Raw genomic sequence first — 18,703 nt, forward strand, 5'->3', positions numbered from 1 at the left:
GCCCTGATTATTCAGGGCTTTGTTCTTTTTGCATATTCAATAAATACGCCATATTCTGAATCACATGATCATGTTTCTTTACAAAAGGATTTTCTTCGTTCCAGACATACCCTGCCAAAACGGAACAAATTTTTTCTTTTACATCCGGGTTTTCAGGTTGATGAAAAAATAAAGTCTGAAGATTTCCAGTGTACCATTCTTTCACGTAAGTGGTAAAAACAGCAATACCGCGTTTCATATATTCTGTAAACTCTACTTCCCAATCAACATCAATTCCCTGCGATTCCTTAATATATAATTTCGCTGCTAACATTCCAGATTCTGTTGCAAAAGCAACGCCGGAAGAGAAAACAGGATCTAAAAATTCTGAACTGTTTCCGGTTAAGGCAAAACCATCACCATACATTCTTTTTACTGCTCTCGAATAATTTTCCAATTTTACAGGTTGAAATAAAAATTCTGTTCCCTTAAATCTTTTTATATAATAATCAGAAAGCTGAATGGCGTTTCTTAAAGCTTCGGCGTTGTCTTTATTTTCAGAAAGCGAATTAATAAATTCTGTCGGTCCAACAACTCCTAAACTCGTATTTCCGTTAGAAAACGGAATTACCCATAACCAAACTTCCGTTTCCAGAATATCAAAAGAAATCATCGTTCCTTCCTCTCCTTCTGGTCTGTTGATATCTTTTACATGCGCAAATATAGACGAATGCGGATCTAAATGCGACGGTGTGTCAAGATCTAAAAGTCTTGGTAAAACACGTCCGTATCCGCTAGAATCGATAATAAATTTAGCATGGATTTCTTTTAGATTTCCATCTTTGTCTTTTACAATCGTTTTAGAATTTTTCCCTTCAAAAGAAACTTCCAAAACTTCTGTTTCAAATTCCAGATCAATTCCTTTTCTAATTACTTCCTCTGCCATTGTATTGTCAAAGTCCGCGCGAGGTACCTGCCAGGTCCAGTCCCAGCCTTCTCCGAATTTCTTACTAAAATCAAAAACACAGATTTCTTCGCCTCTTATAAAGCGCGCTCCGAGTTTTTTTTCAAAGTTCATCGCATCAAGGCTCTCAAAAAGTTCTGCTTCTGCAAAATGGTCCATAACTCTTGGGATAAGGCTTTCGCCCACAACAAGTCTCGGAAACTTTGTTTTCTCGACTACCTTTATCTTAATGTTATTTTTATGGAGATACGATGCAGACACACATCCAGAAGGTCCTGCACCAATCACTAAAACATCAACAAACTCCTTTATCATAATAGAAATGTTATCATTAATTAACTTACATTTGCCATCATCAAAATAACTACATTTATTTTGATTAATAAAATTAAATTAGCACAACCAAAAACGATTTAATGAATACAATTAATGAATATTTAAGTTTAGCAGAATTTGAGTCTATTATCTTTGGGAATAACAAGGTTACAATCAGCGATCTAGTTCTGAACAGAGTAAATGAAAGTTTCGATTTTTTAAAAGAATTTTCTGGAAATAAAGTAATCTACGGAGTAAATACTGGTTTTGGGCCAATGGCACAATACAGAATTAAAGAATCAGATCAGATTCAGCTGCAGTATAATTTAATCAGAAGCCACTCTTCTGGAACAGGAAAACCATTGAGCCCTGTTTGTGCAAAAGCAGCAATTTTAGCAAGATTAAATACGCTATCATTAGGAAATTCTGGAGTTCACCCTTCTGTAATTCACTTAATGGCAGAATTAATCAATAGAGATATTACGCCTCTAATTTTCGAACACGGTGGTGTTGGAGCCAGCGGCGATTTAGTACAATTATCACATTTAGCTTTAGTCTTAATTGGCGAAGGTGAAGTTTTTTATAAAGGAGAAAGAAGACCAACTCCGGAAGTTTTTGAAATTGAAGGATTAAAACCAATTCAGGTAGAAATCAGAGAGGGCTTGGCATTGATCAACGGAACTTCTGTAATGACAGGAATTGGTGTTGTAAATGTGCATTATGCAAATAAACTATTAGACTGGTCATTAAAATGTTCTTGCGCTATCAACGAATTAGTTCAGGCGTATGATGATCATTTTTCTGAAGAATTAAATCAAACAAAACGTCATAAAGGACAACAGGAAATTGCGTCAAGAATGAGACAAAATCTTTCTGACAGTACTTTAATCCGTAAAAGAGAAGACCATTTATATTCTGGCGAAAACACCGAAGAAATCTTCAAAGAAAAAGTTCAGGAATATTATTCACTAAGATGTGTGCCTCAAATTCTTGGGCCGGTTCTTGAAACTATCAATAATGTAGCTTCTATTTTAGAAGGCGAATTTAACTCTGCAAACGATAACCCAATTATCGACGTAAAAAACAAACACGTTTATCACGGAGGAAATTTCCACGGAGATTATATTTCGTTGGAAATGGACAAATTAAAAATCGTTATTACCAAATTAACGATGCTGGCAGAACGTCAATTGAATTATTTATTAAATTCAAAAATCAACGAACTTTTACCTCCATTTGTAAATTTAGGAACATTAGGTTTTAATTTCGGAATGCAGGGCGTTCAGTTCGTAGCAACTTCTACAACTGCAGAAAATCAGATGCTATCAAATCCAATGTACGTACACAGTATCCCGAACAACAATGACAATCAAGACATTGTAAGTATGGGGACAAATGCTGCGGTTATTACCTCAAAAGTGATCGAAAATTCTTTTGAAGTTTTGGCTATCGAAATGATTACAATTGTACAGGCAATTGATTATTTAGAACAAAAAAATAAAATTTCATCGGTTACCAAAAAATGGTACGATGATATTAGAAATATAATTCCAACATTTAAGGAAGATCAGGTAATGTATCCTTTTGTACAAAACGTAAAAGATTATTTGATCAACAGTTAGTATTGATCGCATAGATTTTCTATGTGTGTTTTAAAATTTTATGCCCCAAACGAATTTTAACTTTTATATCATTAAACATTGAATTTTAAAAATCATGAAAAAGACATTTATTTTTTTATTACTGGCAGGTATTCAATTTGTTAATAGTCAGGAACTGGCATTAGTTAAGAAAAATTCGAAAATTGGGTATATTTCCAAAGATGGATCTTTTAAAATCGAGCCTCAATACAAATCAGCCAAAAGTTTTTCTGAAGGTTTAGCCGCAGTAGAAGACAACGGAAAATGGGGATTTATTGATGCTAAAGGAAGCTGGGTAATTCCGGCCTCTTTTAATAATGCCAAAGAATTTAACAACGGTATTGCAGTAGTACAAAAAGAAAAAGACTGGGTATATATCAATACTAAGGGAGAAATTCTAAAAGCGCCTGCAACAGAAAAAATATTTGATTTTAATGATGGCGTTGCTTTTATAAGACAAGGCGACAAAATTGGATTAATCAATACTAAAATGACGGTTGTTTTAGAACCAAAATACGATCAGATCAAACCTTTTGAAAATGGTTTTGCCAGAGTTGAAAGCAATAAAAAATGGGGAATTATTAATACTTCTGGTAAAGAATTAATAACACCTGCTTACGACGAAATTGGTAATTATTTTAAAAGTACAACCTGGGCAAGAAAAGATAAAACGTTTGGAATTGTAAGCTCGGGAAATTTTATTGCCGTTGATGGTGCAGAAAAAATCTGGGATTTTGAAACTCAGGATTTAACGTATGCTAAAAAGAACGGAAAAATTGGTTTTATTGACTTAAAAGGAAACTGGACAATTCTTCCTATTTATGATAAAGCAAAAGCATTCTCAAAAAATTTAGCTCCGGTTTGCGTCGGATCAAAATGGGGATATATTAACCCAAAAGCAGAATTTGTTATTCCGCCAACTTACAGCGATGCAGAAGTTTTCAGCTCAAACGGGCTTGCTCCTGTAAAAGAAAAAAACTGGGGATTTATCAACGAATCAGGAAAATTAGTAATCCCGACTCAATACGGCATCACTTCAAACGGATTTGTTATTGCGTTATTTGTACAGCAGGACAAAGGATTTATGAATGGACTTGCCAGAGTAAAAAACGAAGGAAAATGGGGATTTCTGAGACCAGACGGAACTGTTTTAGGTAACCAATGGTTTGAAAACGCTGAAGTATTTTCTAAAGGAGCAGAAAAAACAATCGTAAATGAAGTCGCTGCCGAAAGTCCGAAACCTGCGGTAAAACCTGCAGCTAAACCGACCGCAAAACCAGCAGCTAAGAAAAAGAAATAACCAATAAAAAAATAAAGTTTAGAATATGAAATGTGTACTAGTAACAGGCGGTTCAAGAGGAATTGGAAGTGCTATTTGTAAAAAATTAGCCGTTGAATCTAGTTATCATATTTTGATTAATTATCATTCTAACAAAACTGCCGCCGAAGAAACACTTCATGAAATACAAAAATTAGGAGCAACCGGAGAAATTTTAGGTTTTGATGTTTCTAATTTTCAAGAAGTACAAGATACGTTAACAAAATGGCAGGAAGCCAATCCTGAAGCTATTGTTGAAGCCATTGTAAATAATGCCGGAATTACAAAAGATGGTCTTTTTATGTGGATGACTCCAGAAGACTGGAACGGCGTTATGAATACAAGTGTAAACGGATTTTTTAATGTAACACAGTTTTTCATTCAAAAAATGCTTCGCAATAAATATGGCCGAATAGTAAATGTGGTTTCGGTTTCGGGAGTAAAAGGAACTGCCGGACAAACCAATTATTCTGCTGCAAAAGGCGCCATTGTTGCTGCTACAAAAGCTTTGGCTCAGGAAGTGGCAAAACGTAATATTACGGTAAATGCTGTTGCGCCGGGTTTTATTAGAACCGACATGACGAGCGAACTGGACGAGAAAGAATTATTAAAAATGATTCCGGTAAATCGTTTTGGTGAAGCCGAAGAAGTAGCGGATTTGGTAAGCTTTTTGATTTCAAAAAAATCGAGCTATATTACAGGAGAAATTATCAATATAAATGGAGGAATTTATTCTTAGAATTAAAACTGAAAATTGCCACAAAGACACAAAGTCGCAAAGTTATATTAAAAAAACTTTGCGATTTCGCTCCCGATAGCTATCGGGATTGCGAGATTAAAAAACTTTGTCACTTTGAACCTTTGAACCTTTAAACCTTTGTTTCTATAAAAAAAATTACATATAAAAGACGATGAATAGAAGAGTTGTAATTACTGGAATGGGAATTTATTCTTGTATCGGAACTTCTTTAGACGAAGTAAAAAATTCTTTGTATGAAGGAAAATCCGGTATTCAGTTTGATGCTGAAAGAAAAGAATTCGGTTTTCAATCGGCCTTAACGGGAATGGTTCCGAAAGCAGATTTAAAAAACTTATTGACCCGCAGACAGCGTATGAGTATTGGTGAAGAAACCGAATATGCTTATATGGCTACAATTGAAGCATTGAAAAATGCCAATATTGATGACGCTTTTTTTGACGAACGCGAAGTAGGAATCATGTACGGAAACGACAGTGTTTCTAAAGCTATTATTGATGCTACCGATATTGTAAGAGAGAAAAAAGACACCGCTTTAATTGGTTCTGGAGCCATTTTTAAGTCGATGAATTCTACGGTAACAATGAATCTTTCTACCATTTTTAAACTTAGAGGAATCAATCTTACAGTAAGTGCGGCCTGCGCGAGCGGTTCACACTCTATTGGTTTAGCTTATTTTTTAATCAAAAGCGGTTTTCAGGATATTATTATTACCGGAGGCGCACAGGAAATTAACAAATATGCGATGAGCAGTTTTGACGGTTTGGGCGTTTTTTCGGGAAGAGAAAACGAACCAACAAAAGCGTCAAGACCTTTTGATGCCGATCGCGACGGATTAATTCCGAGTGGTGGCGGTGCAACGTTAATTTTAGAAAGTTATGAATCTGCTATTGCAAGAGGCGCGACTATTATTGCCGAAGTTTCGGGTTACGGATTTTCTTCAAACGGTGGTCATATTTCGACACCAAATGTAGAAGGACCAGCAACTGCAATGCAAAGAGCACTTGACGATGCACAACTAAAAGCATCGGATATTGAGTATATAAATGCACATGCAACCTCAACTCCAGTTGGCGACGGAAACGAAGCAAAAGCAATCTTTGAAGTTTTTGGTGAGAAAAATCCTTACGTAAGTTCTACAAAATCTATGACCGGCCACGAATGCTGGATGGCAGGAGCAAGTGAAGTAATCTACTCTATTATAATGATGCAGCACGATTTTATTGCGCCAAACATCAATTTAGAGAATCCAGACGAAGATGCGTTAAAATTAAATTTAGTTAAAACAACGTTAAATAAAAAATTTGACATATTTTTGTCCAATTCTTTCGGGTTCGGAGGAACCAACTCTGCGTTGGTGGTTAAAAAGTTTAAATGAAGCAATGAATAAAGAAGATATAATAGCACGGATTAATGGTTTTTTGGTTGATGAATTTGAAGTAGACAATGAAGACATTGAACCAGATGCTAATTTAAAAGATACACTTGGGTTAGACAGTTTAGACTACGTAGATCTTGTAGTTTCTATTGAAGCTAATTTTGGTGTAAAACTTGTTGAGGCTGATTTTGTTGGAATTGCTTCCTTTCAAAGTTTCTATGACCTTATAGAAGCTAAACTAAAAGCTAAAACTGCTTAATGAGCGAATGGGATGGCAAATCAAAAGGAACAGTTTTAGGCTATAGAATATTCGTTTTTTTAATACAAAAAGCGGGTGTTAAAGCAGCTTATGGCTTACTCTATTTTGTCGCTTCTTATTACTTTTTATTTTTAAAGAAAAGCAACAAAGCAATTTCTTATTATTTTAAAGAGCGCCTTCAATATTCCAATTTTAAATCTAAAAAAATGGTTTTCAAAAGTTACTATACTTTTGGACAAACTATTATTGATAAAATTGCGATTTCGGCAGGAATGCGAAATAGATTTACATACGAGTTTGACGGAATCGAAATCCTTAAAAATCTTTTAGCAGAAAAAAAAGGTGGTGTACTTATTAGTGCGCACGTTGGTAATTTTGAAATTGCCGAACACTTTCTGGGCGATATCGATCTTGAGTTTCAAATCAATTTGGTCACTACAGATTTAGAACATTCAGACATTAAAAAATATCTGGAAACCGTTACGCAAAAACCTACCGTAAAGTTTATCATAATCAAAGACGATTTGTCTCATATTTTTGAGATCAATGCGGCGCTTGCTAATAATGAATTGGTTTGTTTTACCGGCGATCGTTATTTTGAAGGCACAAAATCGCTGTCAGAAAAAATTCTGGGTCAGGAAGCCAACTTTCCTGCGGGCCCATTCTTAATCGCTTCCCGATTAAAAGTTCCTGTTGTATTTGTATATGTAATGAAAGAAGCCAACTTGCATTATCATTTGTACGCCAGAGAAGCGGTTGTAAAACATCGTGACGAAAAAGGACTACTCAAAGAATACGTAAAAAGCGTAGAAAGCATTCTGCAAAAATACCCTCTGCAATGGTTTAATTATTTCGATTTTTGGAACCAATTAAAAAATAAACAATAAACTAACACCCGTTATTATCTTTAATACGTATTCTTTTATACTTTTAAGAAATCTTAAAACAAGGTATGGAAGAATTCGACACGGTTATTATTGGTTCTGGAGTTGGCGGTTTAGCTACAGGTATTTGTCTGGCAAGAGCCGGTCAGAAAGTTTTAATTCTGGAACAGCATTATGTTCCCGGAGGCTGGAGCCACAGCTTTACCTTAAATGGCCAGCGTTTTAGTCCCGGCGTACATTATGTCGGACTGCTCGAAGAAGGATCTTCTACCAATGAATTGTATCGTGGTTTAGGAATTGCCAACGATCTGGTTTTTTTCCGAATGAATAAAAATGCGTACGAACATTGCTTAATTGGCGACGAAACTTTTGATCTTCCAGCGGGAGTTGAAAACCTCAAAAAAACACTTTCTGCCCGTTTTCCATCCGAAGAAAAAAACATTCACGAATATCTTACCTTAGTGGAGAGAGTAAGTTACGAGCTGCAGTTAATTCCAAAATTAAAAGGCTGGTGGCAAAAAATAACCGTTCCGTTTAGAACCAAACACTTTGGGAAATTTGCTTTATTTCCGCTAAAAAAAGTTGTCGGCTGGCACGTAAAAGATCCGATGCTGAAATCTGTACTTAATATTCAGTGCGGCGATCACGGACTTCCGCCAAACAGAGCTTGCTTTCCGGTACACTGTTCGGTAATGAGTCATTATTTTGATGGCGGTTTTTATCCAATGGGCGGTGGCGGCGGTATTGTAAAAGCCATGACAAACGGAATTAAAAAACATGGCGGCGAAGTTCGCGTAAAACAAAACGTCAAAAAAATTATTATCGAAAACAAAAAAGCCGTTGGAATTGAATTGGAAAATGGCGAAAAAATTCGAGCAAAAAATATTGTTTCAAATGCCGATCCTTCTATTACCTATTTAAATTTAATTGGAAAAGAACATTTAAGCAATTCGTTGATCAAGAAACTTCAAAACACAAAATATTCGGTTACGTCTTTAATTTTATTTCTAACATTAGATATTGATGTAACACAATTTAATATTGATTCTGGAAATATCTGGATGATGAAAGATGAAAACGATGATGACAATTTTGAAGATTTAATGACTAGCAGTATTGAAAACGGAGATTCATTTCCTGCCGTTTTTATAAGTTGTACAACACTTAAAGATCCGGCAAGTTTTAACGGACGATATCATAATTTTGAAATTGTGACGTATGTAAATTATGACCATCTAAAAGATTTTAACGGTTTAGACGATTATCACAATGAAGACTATAAAATCTTCAAAGAAAAAGTAACCAATAAACTGATGAACAATGTAGAGCGGATAATTCCAAATGCCAAACAGCACATTATTCAGGCAGAATTAGGAACTCCAAAAACCAATGAATTTTATATTAATTCAACCAAAGGAAATGTTTACGGAACCGAAAAAACACTCAATCAGGTTGGACCTTTTTCTTATAAAAACAAAACAGAAATAGAAAATTTATTCCTGTGCGGTGCATGTACATTATCACACGGAGTTTCTGGTGCAACGTATTCTGGAATTGCGGCGGCAGCTGTAATTTTAAACTGTACCTCAGATGATTTATTAATTGAAGATCCCGATCAGAAAATACGAATTTATGATGCCGAAGATGCTTCAACATGGCCCGAATGGATTCACACCAAACGATCGGATAAAATCCGAAAATTCATTCCAAAAAATTTAATTACTTTTGCGACAACCAAAGCCAAAAACTAAATGAAAAATGTTCTCGTTATTTATTACACCCAATCTGGACAACTAGAATCGATTGCGCAAAACATTGCAAAACCATTCTTGAATGACACAGAAATAAAGGTAACTTTTCACGAAATTCAATTAGAAAAACCATTTCCTTTTCCGTGGGACAAAAGCTCTTTTTTTGATGCTTTTCCAGAATCGTTTCTGCAGATTCCAAGAGAATTAAAACCCGTTTCAGAAGAAATCTTAAACACAAAATTCGACTTAGTACTTTTCCATTATCAAGTTTGGTATTTATCGCCATCAATTCCGATAAATTCATTTTTGAAAAGTGCCGACGCAAAAAAAATCCTAAACAACACGCCAGTAGTTACCATAAGCGGTTCCCGCAATATGTGGGTTATGGCGCAGGAAAAAATCAAAGTTTTACTAAAAGAAGCCAATGCACAATTGGTAGGTAATGTAGCGCTTGTTGACCGTGTTGGAAATTTAATCAGTGTAATTACTATTGTAGAATGGATGTTTTCTGGAGTAAAGAAAAAATATTTAGGTATTTTTCCGCTTCCGGGAGTTTCAGAAAAAGATATTCAGGAATCAGATAAGTTTGGAGAAGTTATTCTTTCTCAATTTAACCAGAATAAATTGCAGGATTTACAGCCAAAATTAGTCGAAATTGGAGCTGTTAAGATCAGTTCATATTTGGTTACAGTTGACAAAACTGCCAATAAAATTTTCAATAAATGGTCAAATTTGATTTATAAACATCAAAAAAATAGAAAAACGCTTCTTAAAGTATTTAATGTTTATTTATTCCTCGCTATATGGTTAATCTCACCAATAGTGTATATATTGCACCTTATTACTTACCCCATTAAGTTAAAATCAATAAAAAAAGAAACTCAATATTATCAAGGAGTTTAGAAGGAAATTAGATTATGTTTGAAGTATATATTACAAAAGCTGCAAAATATTTGCCAAATGAGCCCGTTTCAAATGATGAAATGGAAGAGTATTTAGGTCTTATCAACGATACTGCTTCTAAAGCAAGACGTATTATTTTGCGCAATAATAGAATTACAAGCCGTTATTACGCTGTTGATAAAACAGGAAAAAGCACTCACAATAATGCTGAAATGACGCGTAATGCTGTCGTGCAGTTATTTGATGAAGATTTTACACCTCAGGATTTAGAAGTACTTTCCTGCGGCACCTCAACACCGGATATTTTCCTTCCTTCGCATGCTGCAATGGTTCACGGATTATTACAAAATAAATCGGTAGAATTAAATTCTTCTACGGGAGTTTGCTGTGCGGGAATGAATTCGCTGAAATTTGGTTTTCTTTCTGTAAAATCAGGAAATTCAAAAAATGCGGTTTGTACAGGATCAGAAAAAGTATCTTCATGGCTTATCGCTCAAAAATACAATCACGAAACTACTAATTTAAAAAACCTTGAAGAGCAGCCAATTATTGCTTTCAAAAAAGATTTCTTACGTTGGATGCTGTCTGATGGCGCTGGTGCTTTTTTATTAGAAAATAAACCAAAAGGCGATATTTCTCTAAAAATAGAATGGATGGAAGCTTTTTCGTATGCTTACGAATTAGAAACCTGTATGTACGCCGGCGGAGATAAATTAGAAAACGGCGACATTAAACCGTGGAGCGATTATGCTCCGGAACAATGGCTGAACGAATCTGTTTTTGCTATTAAACAAGATGTAAAATTATTGGATGAATTTATACTTTCTAAAGGAGCAGAAAGTATGAAAGATGCCATGGATAAAAATAATATTACGTCTGATCATATTGATTATTTTATTCCTCACGTTTCTTCTAACTTTTTTGTGGAAGGATTGAAAAAAGGATTAAGTGAAAAAGGAATCGGAATGGCAGACGAAAAATGGTTTATGAATCTTTCGAGAGTTGGAAATGTGGGCTCTGCCTCTATTTATCTGGCATTGGAAGAATTGATGAATGCTGGTAATTTGAAAAAAGGAGACCGCATACTTTTATCTGTTCCGGAAAGTGGAAGATTCTCTTTTGCGTATGCATATTTAACCGTTTGTTAATGGAAACGACTTTACTTTTAGAAAAAGAAGCTGTCGAGAATTTATTGCCGCAAAAGTTTCCTTTTGTAATGGTCGATAAAATGTTTTCTTATACCGAAACTTCGTTGGTTTCTGGTTTTAAGATTGAAAGCGACAATATTTTTTCTAATAATAATACATTTCTTGAAGCAGGACTAATAGAACACATGGCGCAGTCTGTAGCATTGCATACAGGATATCAGTTTTTTTTGAAAAACGAAATTGCACCAACAGGTTATATTGGTTCTATAAAAGAAATTGAAATTAAAAGATTACCAAAAATCAACGACACAATACAATCTACAGTAACTATTCTGCAGGAATTTGCAGGGATTACTTTGGTAGATATTGTAACGACTTTAAACAATGAAGAAATTGCAAACGGACAAATGAAAACCGTTTTAGCTAAATAATGGAAACTATGAGAACTGCTGTTGATATTCAAAATTATTTACCACACCGGGCACCTTTGCTTATGGTAGATTTAATTTTGAATATAGAAGCCGATTTTGTAGAAACCGTCTTTTTAATCAAAGAAGACAATATTTTTGTAAGTAATGGTGTTTTTATTGAAGCTGGTTTGATAGAAAATACAGCTCAAACCTGTTCTTCTATTGTAGGCAAAAAGTATTTTTTTGACGAAAACGGAACAGAAAATGAAGATGTAAATCTAATTGGTTTTATCAGTGCGATAAAAAACCTAAAAATACACGAACTGCCAAAAGTCTACGATACGATTATAACCAGAGCAAGTTTGGTTTCGAAATTTGACGGCGGCGATTATACTTTATGCACCATGAGCTGCGAAAGCTTTCGTGATGACAAAAAACTTTTAGAGTGCGAAATTAATTTGTTCATTCAAAAAACGATTTCCGCTGTATTAAAATAATTCCAATCGAAAATAAACCGTTATGGAAAAAGAAAAAGTACCCCAGGATAGCAGTAATTTAACGAAAAACAACGTCAAAGAACTTTTGTACGCAACAGATGAAAATGGCGAATATACCACAACATTAAGTACAGGCTGGGAACCAAAAGCAATTGCACTTTCAAATTCTATCGATGAAATCAATGAACGAATTGCCGATGCCAAAAATCAGGTTGAAAATGGCGAAGCAAGTCCGATCTTGTATTTTATGGAATTGAATAAAATGGATTTAACCATTTTATCAAGCTATGTTGGTTTATGGAAATGGCGCGTAAAAAGACATTTTAAACCCAATGTTTTTGCGAAACTAAATGATAATACTTTAAAAAAATACGCTGACACTTTTGAGATTTCTGTTGAAGAATTAAAAAACAGCATTACCAAATAATGGAGTTAACTTTTACACATCACCAATCTGCGCACTGCGAAAACGGAGTGGCTTCGAACCTGCTTAAAAACAGCGGACTCAACATCAGCGAACCGATGGTTTTTGGTATTGGTTCAGGTTTGTTTTTTGTATATCTGCCTTTTATAAAAGTCAATCATGCGCCGGCAATTAGTTATAGAACACTGCCGGGACAGATTTTTAATAAAGTAGCGAATCGCTTAAATTTAAAAATAAAAAGACAAAAATTTTCTTCTGTTTCTAATGCCAATAAAGCCTTAGACGAAAATTTAAAAAACAATATTCCAACCGGATTACAAGTTGGTGTTTATCATTTAAGTTATTTTCCAGATGAATACCGTTTCCATTTTAACGCGCACAATTTGGTCGTTTACGGCAAAACCGAAACTGATTATTTAGTAAGCGATCCCGTTATGGAAACCGTTACAACTCTTACACACGACGAATTAGATAAAGTACGTTTTGCCAAAGGAGCTTTTGCGCCGCGCGGCCAAATGTATTATCCAATTCAAATTCCAAAAGATGTAGATCTGAAAAGTGCTATAATAAAAGGAATCAAAAATACCTGTCGTGATATGCTGGCGCCAATGCCAATTGTCGGTGTACGCGGCATCAAATTTGTGTCCAAACAAATTAGAAAATGGCCGATAAAATACGGCACTAAAAAAGCCAATCATTATCTGGCGCAAATGGTAAGAATGCAGGAAGAAATAGGAACTGGAGGCGGTGGTTTCCGTTTTATTTATGCAGCATTTTTACAAGAAGCTTCGGTTATTTTAAATAATGAAGAACTAAAAGTGCTTTCTAAAGAAATGACTCAGATTGGAGATTCATGGCGTGATTTTGCTGTAGAAGCTTCTCGAATTTACAAAAACAGAAGCGCCAAAGAAGATGCTTACAACACGATTGCCGATGAACTTTTGGACATTGCTAACAGAGAAGAAGTGTTTTTTAAGAAACTAAAAAAAGCAATCAGCTAGCATATTTTGAATCCCATTATTAAAATAGAATCCCTTTCGAAAAAGTACAAAAATGCAGAAATGTATTCTTTGAATGATTTTTCGCTAAACATATACGAAGGCCAGATTTTTGGTTTACTGGGTCCAAACGGAGCCGGAAAAACAACTTTAATTTCTATGCTTTGTGGTTTGGTAAAACCAACTTCGGGGCATTTTACCATTTATGATTTGAACTACGCAAATCATTCCTCAAAAATCAAAAAAATTATTGGCGTTGTTCCTCAGGAATATGCTTTATATCCAACATTAACTGCAAGAGAAAATCTGCATTATTTTGGAAGTATGTACGGCTTAAAAGGAACTGATCTAAAAGACAAAGTAGTCGAAACTTTAGATCTTTTAGGGCTTTTAAAATTTGCCGACAAACGCATCGAAACTTTTTCGGGCGGTATGAAACGAAGAGTAAATCTTATTGCCGGAATCCTGCACAATCCGAAAGTTTTGTTTTTGGATGAACCAACTGTTGGTGTTGATGTGCAATCTAAAAATGCCATTATTGATTATTTAAAAGTGTTGAACCAAAAAGGAACCACTATAATATATACTTCTCATCATTTGGCAGAAGCCGAAGATTTTTGTTCGAATATTGCTATTCTGGACCGAGGCAGAATTTTTGCGCAAGGATCACCAGAAGGATTAATTCATGCCACCGAAGAAGCCAGAAATCTCGAAGATGTTTTTATTTCATTAACCGGTAAAGACTTTAGAGATGGTGCATAAAATTTGGATGTCGGTAGTAAAAGAATTTCTTTTACTCAAAAGAGATTTAGGCGGATTGATCATTTTATTTATCATGCCTTTGGTTTTGGTTATTACCGTAACCTTAATTCAAGACAGTACTTTTAAAACCATCAGCGAAAATAAAATTCAGATTTTATTGGTTGATCAGGATCAGGGTTCTGTTTCTAAAACCGTTTTTGATAATCTGGAAAAAAGCAATTTGTTTACCGTAGTTACTCAAATTGACAATAAACCTATTACCGAAGAAACAGCAAAAGAAGCCGTCTACAAAGGAAAATTTCAATTGGCAATTGTAATTCCGAAAAATTTAAGTACCGATTTACAAACCAAGATTGATCAGAATGTAGCCAAAATTGTCAGCAGCATGGGTTTAGCCGACAGCACGGCAACGGCAGCACCTTCTAAAGTAATTAAAGAAAAAGAAGTAAAACTGTATTTTGATCCGGCGGTTCAGATGAGTTTTAAAAATGCGGTGATGAATTCGATTGATAAAATGATTTCACAAATCGAAACTAAATCTATTTACACTACTTTTCAAAATCAATTAGGCGAAGGAACAACTTCATTTGAACAAAAAAGTTTTATTACTTTCAAAGAAATAATTCCAAAAATCAACAACAAAGAAGTACTGCCAAATTCGGTACAGCACAACGTTCCTGCCTGGACACTTTTTGCTATATTTTTTATTGTAATTCCGTTGTCTATCAATATCGTAAAAGAAAAATCACAAGGAACATTTGTTCGGTTATTAACCAATCCGGTTTCTAATTTAATTGTCATTATCGGAAAAACTATCACCTATTCTGCAATCTGTATGATTCAGTTTTACATGATGGTTGCCGTTGCCATTTTTCTGTTTCCACATATTGGACTTCCTCCATTAAATATCGAAGGACATTTGTTTTTAATGAGTATCGTTGCTTTATTTTCTGGTTTTGCCGCAATAGGATTCGGAATTTTATTAGGAACTGTTGCCAGCACACAAGAACAGTCTGCTCCTTTTGGCGCAACAAGCGTTATCATTTTAGCTGCCGTTGGCGGTGTTTGGGTTCCGGTTTTTGCCATGCCAAAAATCATGCAGATTATTGCAAAATCATCTCCTATGAATTGGGCATTAGAAGCTTTTTACGACGTTTTATTGCGCAACGTATCTTTATTAGAAATCATTCCAAAAATAAGTTTATTGTTTTTGTTTTTTATAATCACAACCTCGATCGCACTATTTTATGACAAAAAGAAAAGAACAGTTTAACGAGGCTAGTGACCTAACCGTAACCCACGAAATCAGAATTCGTTTTAACGAAACTGATCCGCTTGGCATCGTTTGGCACGGAAACTATATTACTTATTTTGAAGACGGAAGAGAAGCATTCGGACGCCAGCACGGACTTACATATTTGGATATTGCAGCAACAGGTTATACAACGCCAATTGTAAAATCAAAATGCGAACATAAATTATCACTTCGTTACGGCGATGTGGTCACAATAGAAACAACAGTTGTTGATACTCCTGCCGCCAAAATGATTTACCGCTTTAAAATTATTGATGCCAAAGGCGAAGTTGCCTGCACCGGCGAAACTGTTCAGGTATTTTTAGACAAAGAAGGAAATTTAATGCTGACCAATCCTCCTTTCTATGAAGAATGGAAACGAAAAGTTGGGTTATTAAAATAAAACACAGATTTCACGAATTAGCACAAATTTTAAAATAGAAAATCTGTGCAAATCTGCTTTAATCTGTATAATCTGCGTGAAACCTTTAGACAAAATAAATCCGCTTAATCTGCAAGATCTGCGAGAGATTAAACACAGAATACCTACAAGGTTTTGAAAACCTTGCAGGAAAGAATAAAAACAGAATATAATGATTATTAAAGAAGTATATATTACAGAAACCAATTGTATCACGCCATTAGGATTTGATGTCGAGTCAAACATTGATGCTATTGTGAACAGTAAATCTGGAATTGCACAACACGAAGATCTTTCTTTGATGCCGATGCCGTTTTATGCTTCAATCATAAATAATGAGAAATTAAACAGTGCTTTTGAAAAAATAAGCACCAAAACAAAATATTCTCGTTTAGAGAAAATGATGATTTTGGCTTTAGAGCCGATTATCAAAAATTCCGGAGTTACATTAAATTCAAAAACGGGTTTTATCCTTTCTACAACAAAAGGAAATGTTACCGCTTTGAAAAGCGATTCTGAAGAAAGCTTTCAAAACGCACATTTAGATGTTTTAGCAAAAAACGTTTCCCATTTCTTCGGATTTACGACACAGCCAATTGTAGTTTCAAATGCATGTGTTTCTGGGATTTTAGCTATTTCAATTGCCAAAAGATTAATTCAGTCAGCGCTTTACGATCATGTTTTTGTTATTGCCGGCGATGAAGTTTCAGAATTTGTTTTATCTGGTTTTAATGCTTTTCAGGCAATGAGTGATCTGCCTTGCAAACCGTATTCTAAAAATAGAACCGGCGTAAGTTTAGGCGAAGCAACAGCAGCCGTTTTAGTTTCGGCGAATCCGGCAACCGCTAAAATAAAAGTTATCGGCGACAGTTCGATAAACGACGCGAATCATATTTCTGGCCCTTCAAGAACGGGTGAAGGTTTGTTTTTAAGTATTCAGAATGCTTTGAAAGAAGCTCAAATCGAAGCTCAAAAAATAGATTATATTTCAGCGCACGGAACAGCAACGCCTTTCAATGACGAAATGGAAGCGATTGCACTAAATCGTTTGGGTTTACAAAATGTTCCTATAAATAGTTTAAAAGGTTTTTACGGACATACATTAGGCGCTTCGGGATTATTAGAAACGGTTATTGCAATTGAATCTGCAAACCAAAATATGCTTTTTGAATCGAAAGGTTTTGATGAAATTGGCGTAAGCGAACCAATTAACGTAATTGAGAAAAACGAAGAAAAGAAGATTGATTTCTTTTTGAAAACGGCTTCTGGATTTGGAGGTTGTAATACGGCTGTAGTTTTTGAAAAAGTAAAACACGAATTGCACTAATTTTCACGAATTGAAAATGAAACTATCAAAATTCATATTTATAACTCTAATTCTTCTTTCATCATTTGGATGTAAAAAGAAAGAAGTGTCTGAATCTGATTTTGAAAAAAATGTAATTAACAATGTATTCATTGAAATTGTAGATTCTATTTATATGGATAGAAGAACTGTTCTACCACCACCACCTCCTCCAAGATTAGACCCTAAAACAAATGAGCGTGATACGATTGCACACAAAGAAATATTAAAAAAATATTGGCACGAACAAGACAGTATTAAAAAGGATAAAAATAGAATCTTAATAGCCGTTTATGATTTTATTGAAAACAATAAAATTAAGGATGATAAATTTGATTTAACGCCTTTTAAAAAGAATAAAAAATACGATTTTCAATATATGTCCAAATTTCCTGAAGAGCGATTTTGGGATATAAATGACAAAAAAAGTTCACTTCCTGTAGGCACAATATCAATTTCTAAAATTCATTTTAATAAAACTAAAACATCAGGAACTTTAAAAGCAAGTGCTTCATGTGGCGGTGGGAGATGCGGACGAGGATTTGAAATTACAATTAAAAATAGATCCGGAGAATGGCATATCAGTAAAATTATTGATACTTGGGTTTCTTAAAAAACAAATCTGTATTAAAAAAAATGACTCAAAACAAAACCTACATACAATCCTACATCAAAATAGAAAACAACGAAATTGTTCTCAACGGAACTTCTGTATTCAAAATTGAACCAACTGATTTCGCTGATTTCGCCAAACAAGCTTTACGTCATTTTGAGATTCAATATCCAAAGTTTTTCAAAATGGATGCTTTGAGCAAACTGGCTTTTTTGGGTTCTGAATTGCTTTTGAGCCCGATAACTTCTGCAGAGCAGGAAAATAATATTGCTTTGGTTTTGGCGAATAAATCGTCGAGTTTAGATACTGATGTAAAATATCAGGAATCAATTTCAGACAAAGAAAATTATTTTCCGAGTCCGGCGGTGTTCGTTTATACGCTTCCAAATATATGTTTGGGCGAAATAAGTATTCGTCATCAGCTGAAAAGTGAAAATTCTTTCTTTATATTTGATGCCTTTAACACAGAATTTATGTCGAATTATTCTAATATTCTTTTGAATACGAATAAAGCAGATACCGTTTTGTGTGGCTGGGTTGAATTTTTTAATGACAATTATAAAGCTTTTCTTTGTACCATAAGTGCACAGGAAAACACGAAATATATTAACGAAACGATCAATACTTTATACAATAAATAATC

Annotated in this window: 20 protein-coding genes; 19 read left to right on the top strand and 1 reads right to left on the bottom strand. The window is 34.6% G+C overall.

Annotation, left to right across the window (positions count from 1 at the left end; translation table 11 throughout):
• Positions 1–7: 7 nt before the first annotated feature.
• On the bottom strand, positions 8–1,258 hold the full coding sequence (locus tag EV144_RS10095; protein ID WP_134148453.1) for an NAD(P)/FAD-dependent oxidoreductase: 1,251 nt from the start codon (positions 1,256–1,258) through the stop codon (positions 8–10).
• A 101-nt stretch (positions 1,259–1,359) separates the two neighbouring features.
• Between EV144_RS10095 and hutH the strand changes: the two genes are divergently transcribed.
• From hutH to EV144_RS10190, 19 genes are all read left to right on the top strand, one after another.
• Positions 1,360–2,880: a histidine ammonia-lyase gene (gene hutH / locus EV144_RS10100; RefSeq protein WP_134148455.1), complete on the top strand. Its 1,521-nt coding sequence runs from the start codon at positions 1,360–1,362 to the stop codon at positions 2,878–2,880.
• 94 nt (positions 2,881–2,974) lie between these two features.
• Positions 2,975–4,198, top strand: a complete 1,224-nt coding sequence (locus tag EV144_RS10105) for a WG repeat-containing protein (RefSeq protein ID WP_134148456.1) — start codon at positions 2,975–2,977, stop codon at positions 4,196–4,198.
• 25 nt (positions 4,199–4,223) lie between these two features.
• Complete coding sequence (gene fabG, locus EV144_RS10110) at positions 4,224–4,955, top strand: 3-oxoacyl-ACP reductase FabG (RefSeq protein ID WP_134148458.1); 732 nt, start codon at positions 4,224–4,226, stop codon at positions 4,953–4,955.
• A 172-nt stretch (positions 4,956–5,127) separates the two neighbouring features.
• A complete protein-coding gene (locus EV144_RS10115; RefSeq protein WP_134148460.1) occupies positions 5,128–6,351 on the top strand; it encodes a beta-ketoacyl-[acyl-carrier-protein] synthase family protein in 1,224 nt (407 codons plus the stop codon).
• A gap of 4 nt (positions 6,352–6,355) precedes the next feature.
• Complete coding sequence (locus tag EV144_RS10120; protein ID WP_134148462.1) at positions 6,356–6,610, top strand: acyl carrier protein; 255 nt, start codon at positions 6,356–6,358, stop codon at positions 6,608–6,610.
• Positions 6,610–7,497 (top strand): lipid A biosynthesis acyltransferase, encoded by an 888-nt coding sequence (locus EV144_RS10125; RefSeq protein WP_134148463.1) that lies wholly within the window; start codon positions 6,610–6,612, stop codon positions 7,495–7,497. The genes EV144_RS10120 and EV144_RS10125 overlap by 1 nt, the downstream gene beginning before the upstream one ends.
• 65 nt (positions 7,498–7,562) lie before the next feature.
• Positions 7,563–9,245 carry a phytoene desaturase family protein gene (locus EV144_RS10130; protein ID WP_134148465.1) on the top strand — a complete coding sequence of 561 codons (1,683 nt, stop codon included), beginning with the start codon at positions 7,563–7,565 and terminating at the stop codon, positions 9,243–9,245.
• On the top strand, positions 9,246–10,148 hold the full coding sequence (locus EV144_RS10135) for a dialkylrecorsinol condensing enzyme DarA (protein WP_134148467.1): 903 nt from the start codon (positions 9,246–9,248) through the stop codon (positions 10,146–10,148).
• Between the two features lie 14 nt (positions 10,149–10,162).
• A complete protein-coding gene (locus EV144_RS10140) occupies positions 10,163–11,296 on the top strand; it encodes a beta-ketoacyl-ACP synthase III (protein ID WP_134148469.1) in 1,134 nt (377 codons plus the stop codon).
• Positions 11,296–11,727 carry a hypothetical protein gene (locus EV144_RS10145; RefSeq protein WP_134148471.1) on the top strand — a complete coding sequence of 144 codons (432 nt, stop codon included), beginning with the start codon at positions 11,296–11,298 and terminating at the stop codon, positions 11,725–11,727. The genes EV144_RS10140 and EV144_RS10145 overlap by 1 nt, the downstream gene beginning before the upstream one ends.
• A gap of 8 nt (positions 11,728–11,735) precedes the next feature.
• The gene (locus EV144_RS10150) at positions 11,736–12,203 is read left to right on the top strand and encodes an ABC transporter permease (protein ID WP_134148927.1); all 468 of its coding nucleotides are present in this window, start codon (positions 11,736–11,738) and stop codon (positions 12,201–12,203) included.
• A 22-nt stretch (positions 12,204–12,225) separates the two neighbouring features.
• Positions 12,226–12,630 carry a hypothetical protein gene (locus EV144_RS10155; protein WP_134148473.1) on the top strand — a complete coding sequence of 135 codons (405 nt, stop codon included), beginning with the start codon at positions 12,226–12,228 and terminating at the stop codon, positions 12,628–12,630.
• Positions 12,630–13,628: a BtrH N-terminal domain-containing protein gene (locus EV144_RS10160; RefSeq protein ID WP_134148475.1), complete on the top strand. Its 999-nt coding sequence runs from the start codon at positions 12,630–12,632 to the stop codon at positions 13,626–13,628. Before EV144_RS10155 ends, EV144_RS10160 begins: the two co-directional genes overlap by 1 nt.
• A 60-nt stretch (positions 13,629–13,688) precedes the next feature.
• Complete coding sequence (locus EV144_RS10165) at positions 13,689–14,387, top strand: ABC transporter ATP-binding protein (RefSeq protein ID WP_166670556.1); 699 nt, start codon at positions 13,689–13,691, stop codon at positions 14,385–14,387.
• A complete protein-coding gene (locus EV144_RS10170; RefSeq protein WP_166670557.1) occupies positions 14,377–15,660 on the top strand; it encodes an ABC transporter permease in 1,284 nt (427 codons plus the stop codon). Before EV144_RS10165 ends, EV144_RS10170 begins: the two co-directional genes overlap by 11 nt.
• On the top strand, positions 15,635–16,084 hold the full coding sequence (locus tag EV144_RS10175; protein ID WP_134148478.1) for an acyl-CoA thioesterase: 450 nt from the start codon (positions 15,635–15,637) through the stop codon (positions 16,082–16,084). Before EV144_RS10170 ends, EV144_RS10175 begins: the two co-directional genes overlap by 26 nt.
• 193 nt (positions 16,085–16,277) lie before the next feature.
• Positions 16,278–17,429 carry a beta-ketoacyl synthase N-terminal-like domain-containing protein gene (locus tag EV144_RS10180; protein ID WP_134148931.1) on the top strand — a complete coding sequence of 384 codons (1,152 nt, stop codon included), beginning with the start codon at positions 16,278–16,280 and terminating at the stop codon, positions 17,427–17,429.
• A gap of 16 nt (positions 17,430–17,445) precedes the next feature.
• Positions 17,446–18,060, top strand: coding sequence for a hypothetical protein (locus tag EV144_RS10185; RefSeq protein WP_134148480.1), 615 nt, complete (start codon positions 17,446–17,448; stop codon positions 18,058–18,060).
• Between the two features lie 23 nt (positions 18,061–18,083).
• Positions 18,084–18,701: a 3-oxoacyl-ACP synthase gene (locus EV144_RS10190; protein ID WP_134148481.1), complete on the top strand. Its 618-nt coding sequence runs from the start codon at positions 18,084–18,086 to the stop codon at positions 18,699–18,701.
• Positions 18,702–18,703: the final 2 nt, after the last annotated feature.

The organism is Flavobacterium sp. 270 (genome assembly GCF_004368785.1).
Classification (GTDB): Bacteria; Bacteroidota; Bacteroidia; order Flavobacteriales; family Flavobacteriaceae; genus Flavobacterium.

What these genes read in the sequence shown, in the direction of transcription:
- EV144_RS10095 (WP_134148453.1), bottom strand. Translation starts at nt 1,258, where the DNA reads ATGATAAAGGAGTTTGTTGATGTTTTAGTGATTGGTGCAGGACCTTCT.
- hutH (WP_134148455.1), top strand. Translation starts at nt 1,360, where the DNA reads ATGAATACAATTAATGAATATTTAAGTTTAGCAGAATTTGAGTCTATT.
- EV144_RS10105 (WP_134148456.1), top strand. Translation starts at nt 2,975, where the DNA reads ATGAAAAAGACATTTATTTTTTTATTACTGGCAGGTATTCAATTTGTT.
- fabG (WP_134148458.1), top strand. Translation starts at nt 4,224, where the DNA reads ATGAAATGTGTACTAGTAACAGGCGGTTCAAGAGGAATTGGAAGTGCT.
- EV144_RS10115 (WP_134148460.1), top strand. Translation starts at nt 5,128, where the DNA reads ATGAATAGAAGAGTTGTAATTACTGGAATGGGAATTTATTCTTGTATC.
- EV144_RS10120 (WP_134148462.1), top strand. Translation starts at nt 6,356, where the DNA reads ATGAATAAAGAAGATATAATAGCACGGATTAATGGTTTTTTGGTTGAT.
- EV144_RS10125 (WP_134148463.1), top strand. Translation starts at nt 6,610, where the DNA reads ATGAGCGAATGGGATGGCAAATCAAAAGGAACAGTTTTAGGCTATAGA.
- EV144_RS10130 (WP_134148465.1), top strand. Translation starts at nt 7,563, where the DNA reads ATGGAAGAATTCGACACGGTTATTATTGGTTCTGGAGTTGGCGGTTTA.
- EV144_RS10135 (WP_134148467.1), top strand. Translation starts at nt 9,246, where the DNA reads ATGAAAAATGTTCTCGTTATTTATTACACCCAATCTGGACAACTAGAA.
- EV144_RS10140 (WP_134148469.1), top strand. Translation starts at nt 10,163, where the DNA reads ATGTTTGAAGTATATATTACAAAAGCTGCAAAATATTTGCCAAATGAG.
- EV144_RS10145 (WP_134148471.1), top strand. Translation starts at nt 11,296, where the DNA reads ATGGAAACGACTTTACTTTTAGAAAAAGAAGCTGTCGAGAATTTATTG.
- EV144_RS10150 (WP_134148927.1), top strand. Translation starts at nt 11,736, where the DNA reads ATGAGAACTGCTGTTGATATTCAAAATTATTTACCACACCGGGCACCT.
- EV144_RS10155 (WP_134148473.1), top strand. Translation starts at nt 12,226, where the DNA reads ATGGAAAAAGAAAAAGTACCCCAGGATAGCAGTAATTTAACGAAAAAC.
- EV144_RS10160 (WP_134148475.1), top strand. Translation starts at nt 12,630, where the DNA reads ATGGAGTTAACTTTTACACATCACCAATCTGCGCACTGCGAAAACGGA.
- EV144_RS10165 (WP_166670556.1), top strand. Translation starts at nt 13,689, where the DNA reads ATGTATTCTTTGAATGATTTTTCGCTAAACATATACGAAGGCCAGATT.
- EV144_RS10170 (WP_166670557.1), top strand. Translation starts at nt 14,377, where the DNA reads ATGGTGCATAAAATTTGGATGTCGGTAGTAAAAGAATTTCTTTTACTC.
- EV144_RS10175 (WP_134148478.1), top strand. Translation starts at nt 15,635, where the DNA reads ATGACAAAAAGAAAAGAACAGTTTAACGAGGCTAGTGACCTAACCGTA.
- EV144_RS10185 (WP_134148480.1), top strand. Translation starts at nt 17,446, where the DNA reads ATGAAACTATCAAAATTCATATTTATAACTCTAATTCTTCTTTCATCA.
- EV144_RS10190 (WP_134148481.1), top strand. Translation starts at nt 18,084, where the DNA reads ATGACTCAAAACAAAACCTACATACAATCCTACATCAAAATAGAAAAC.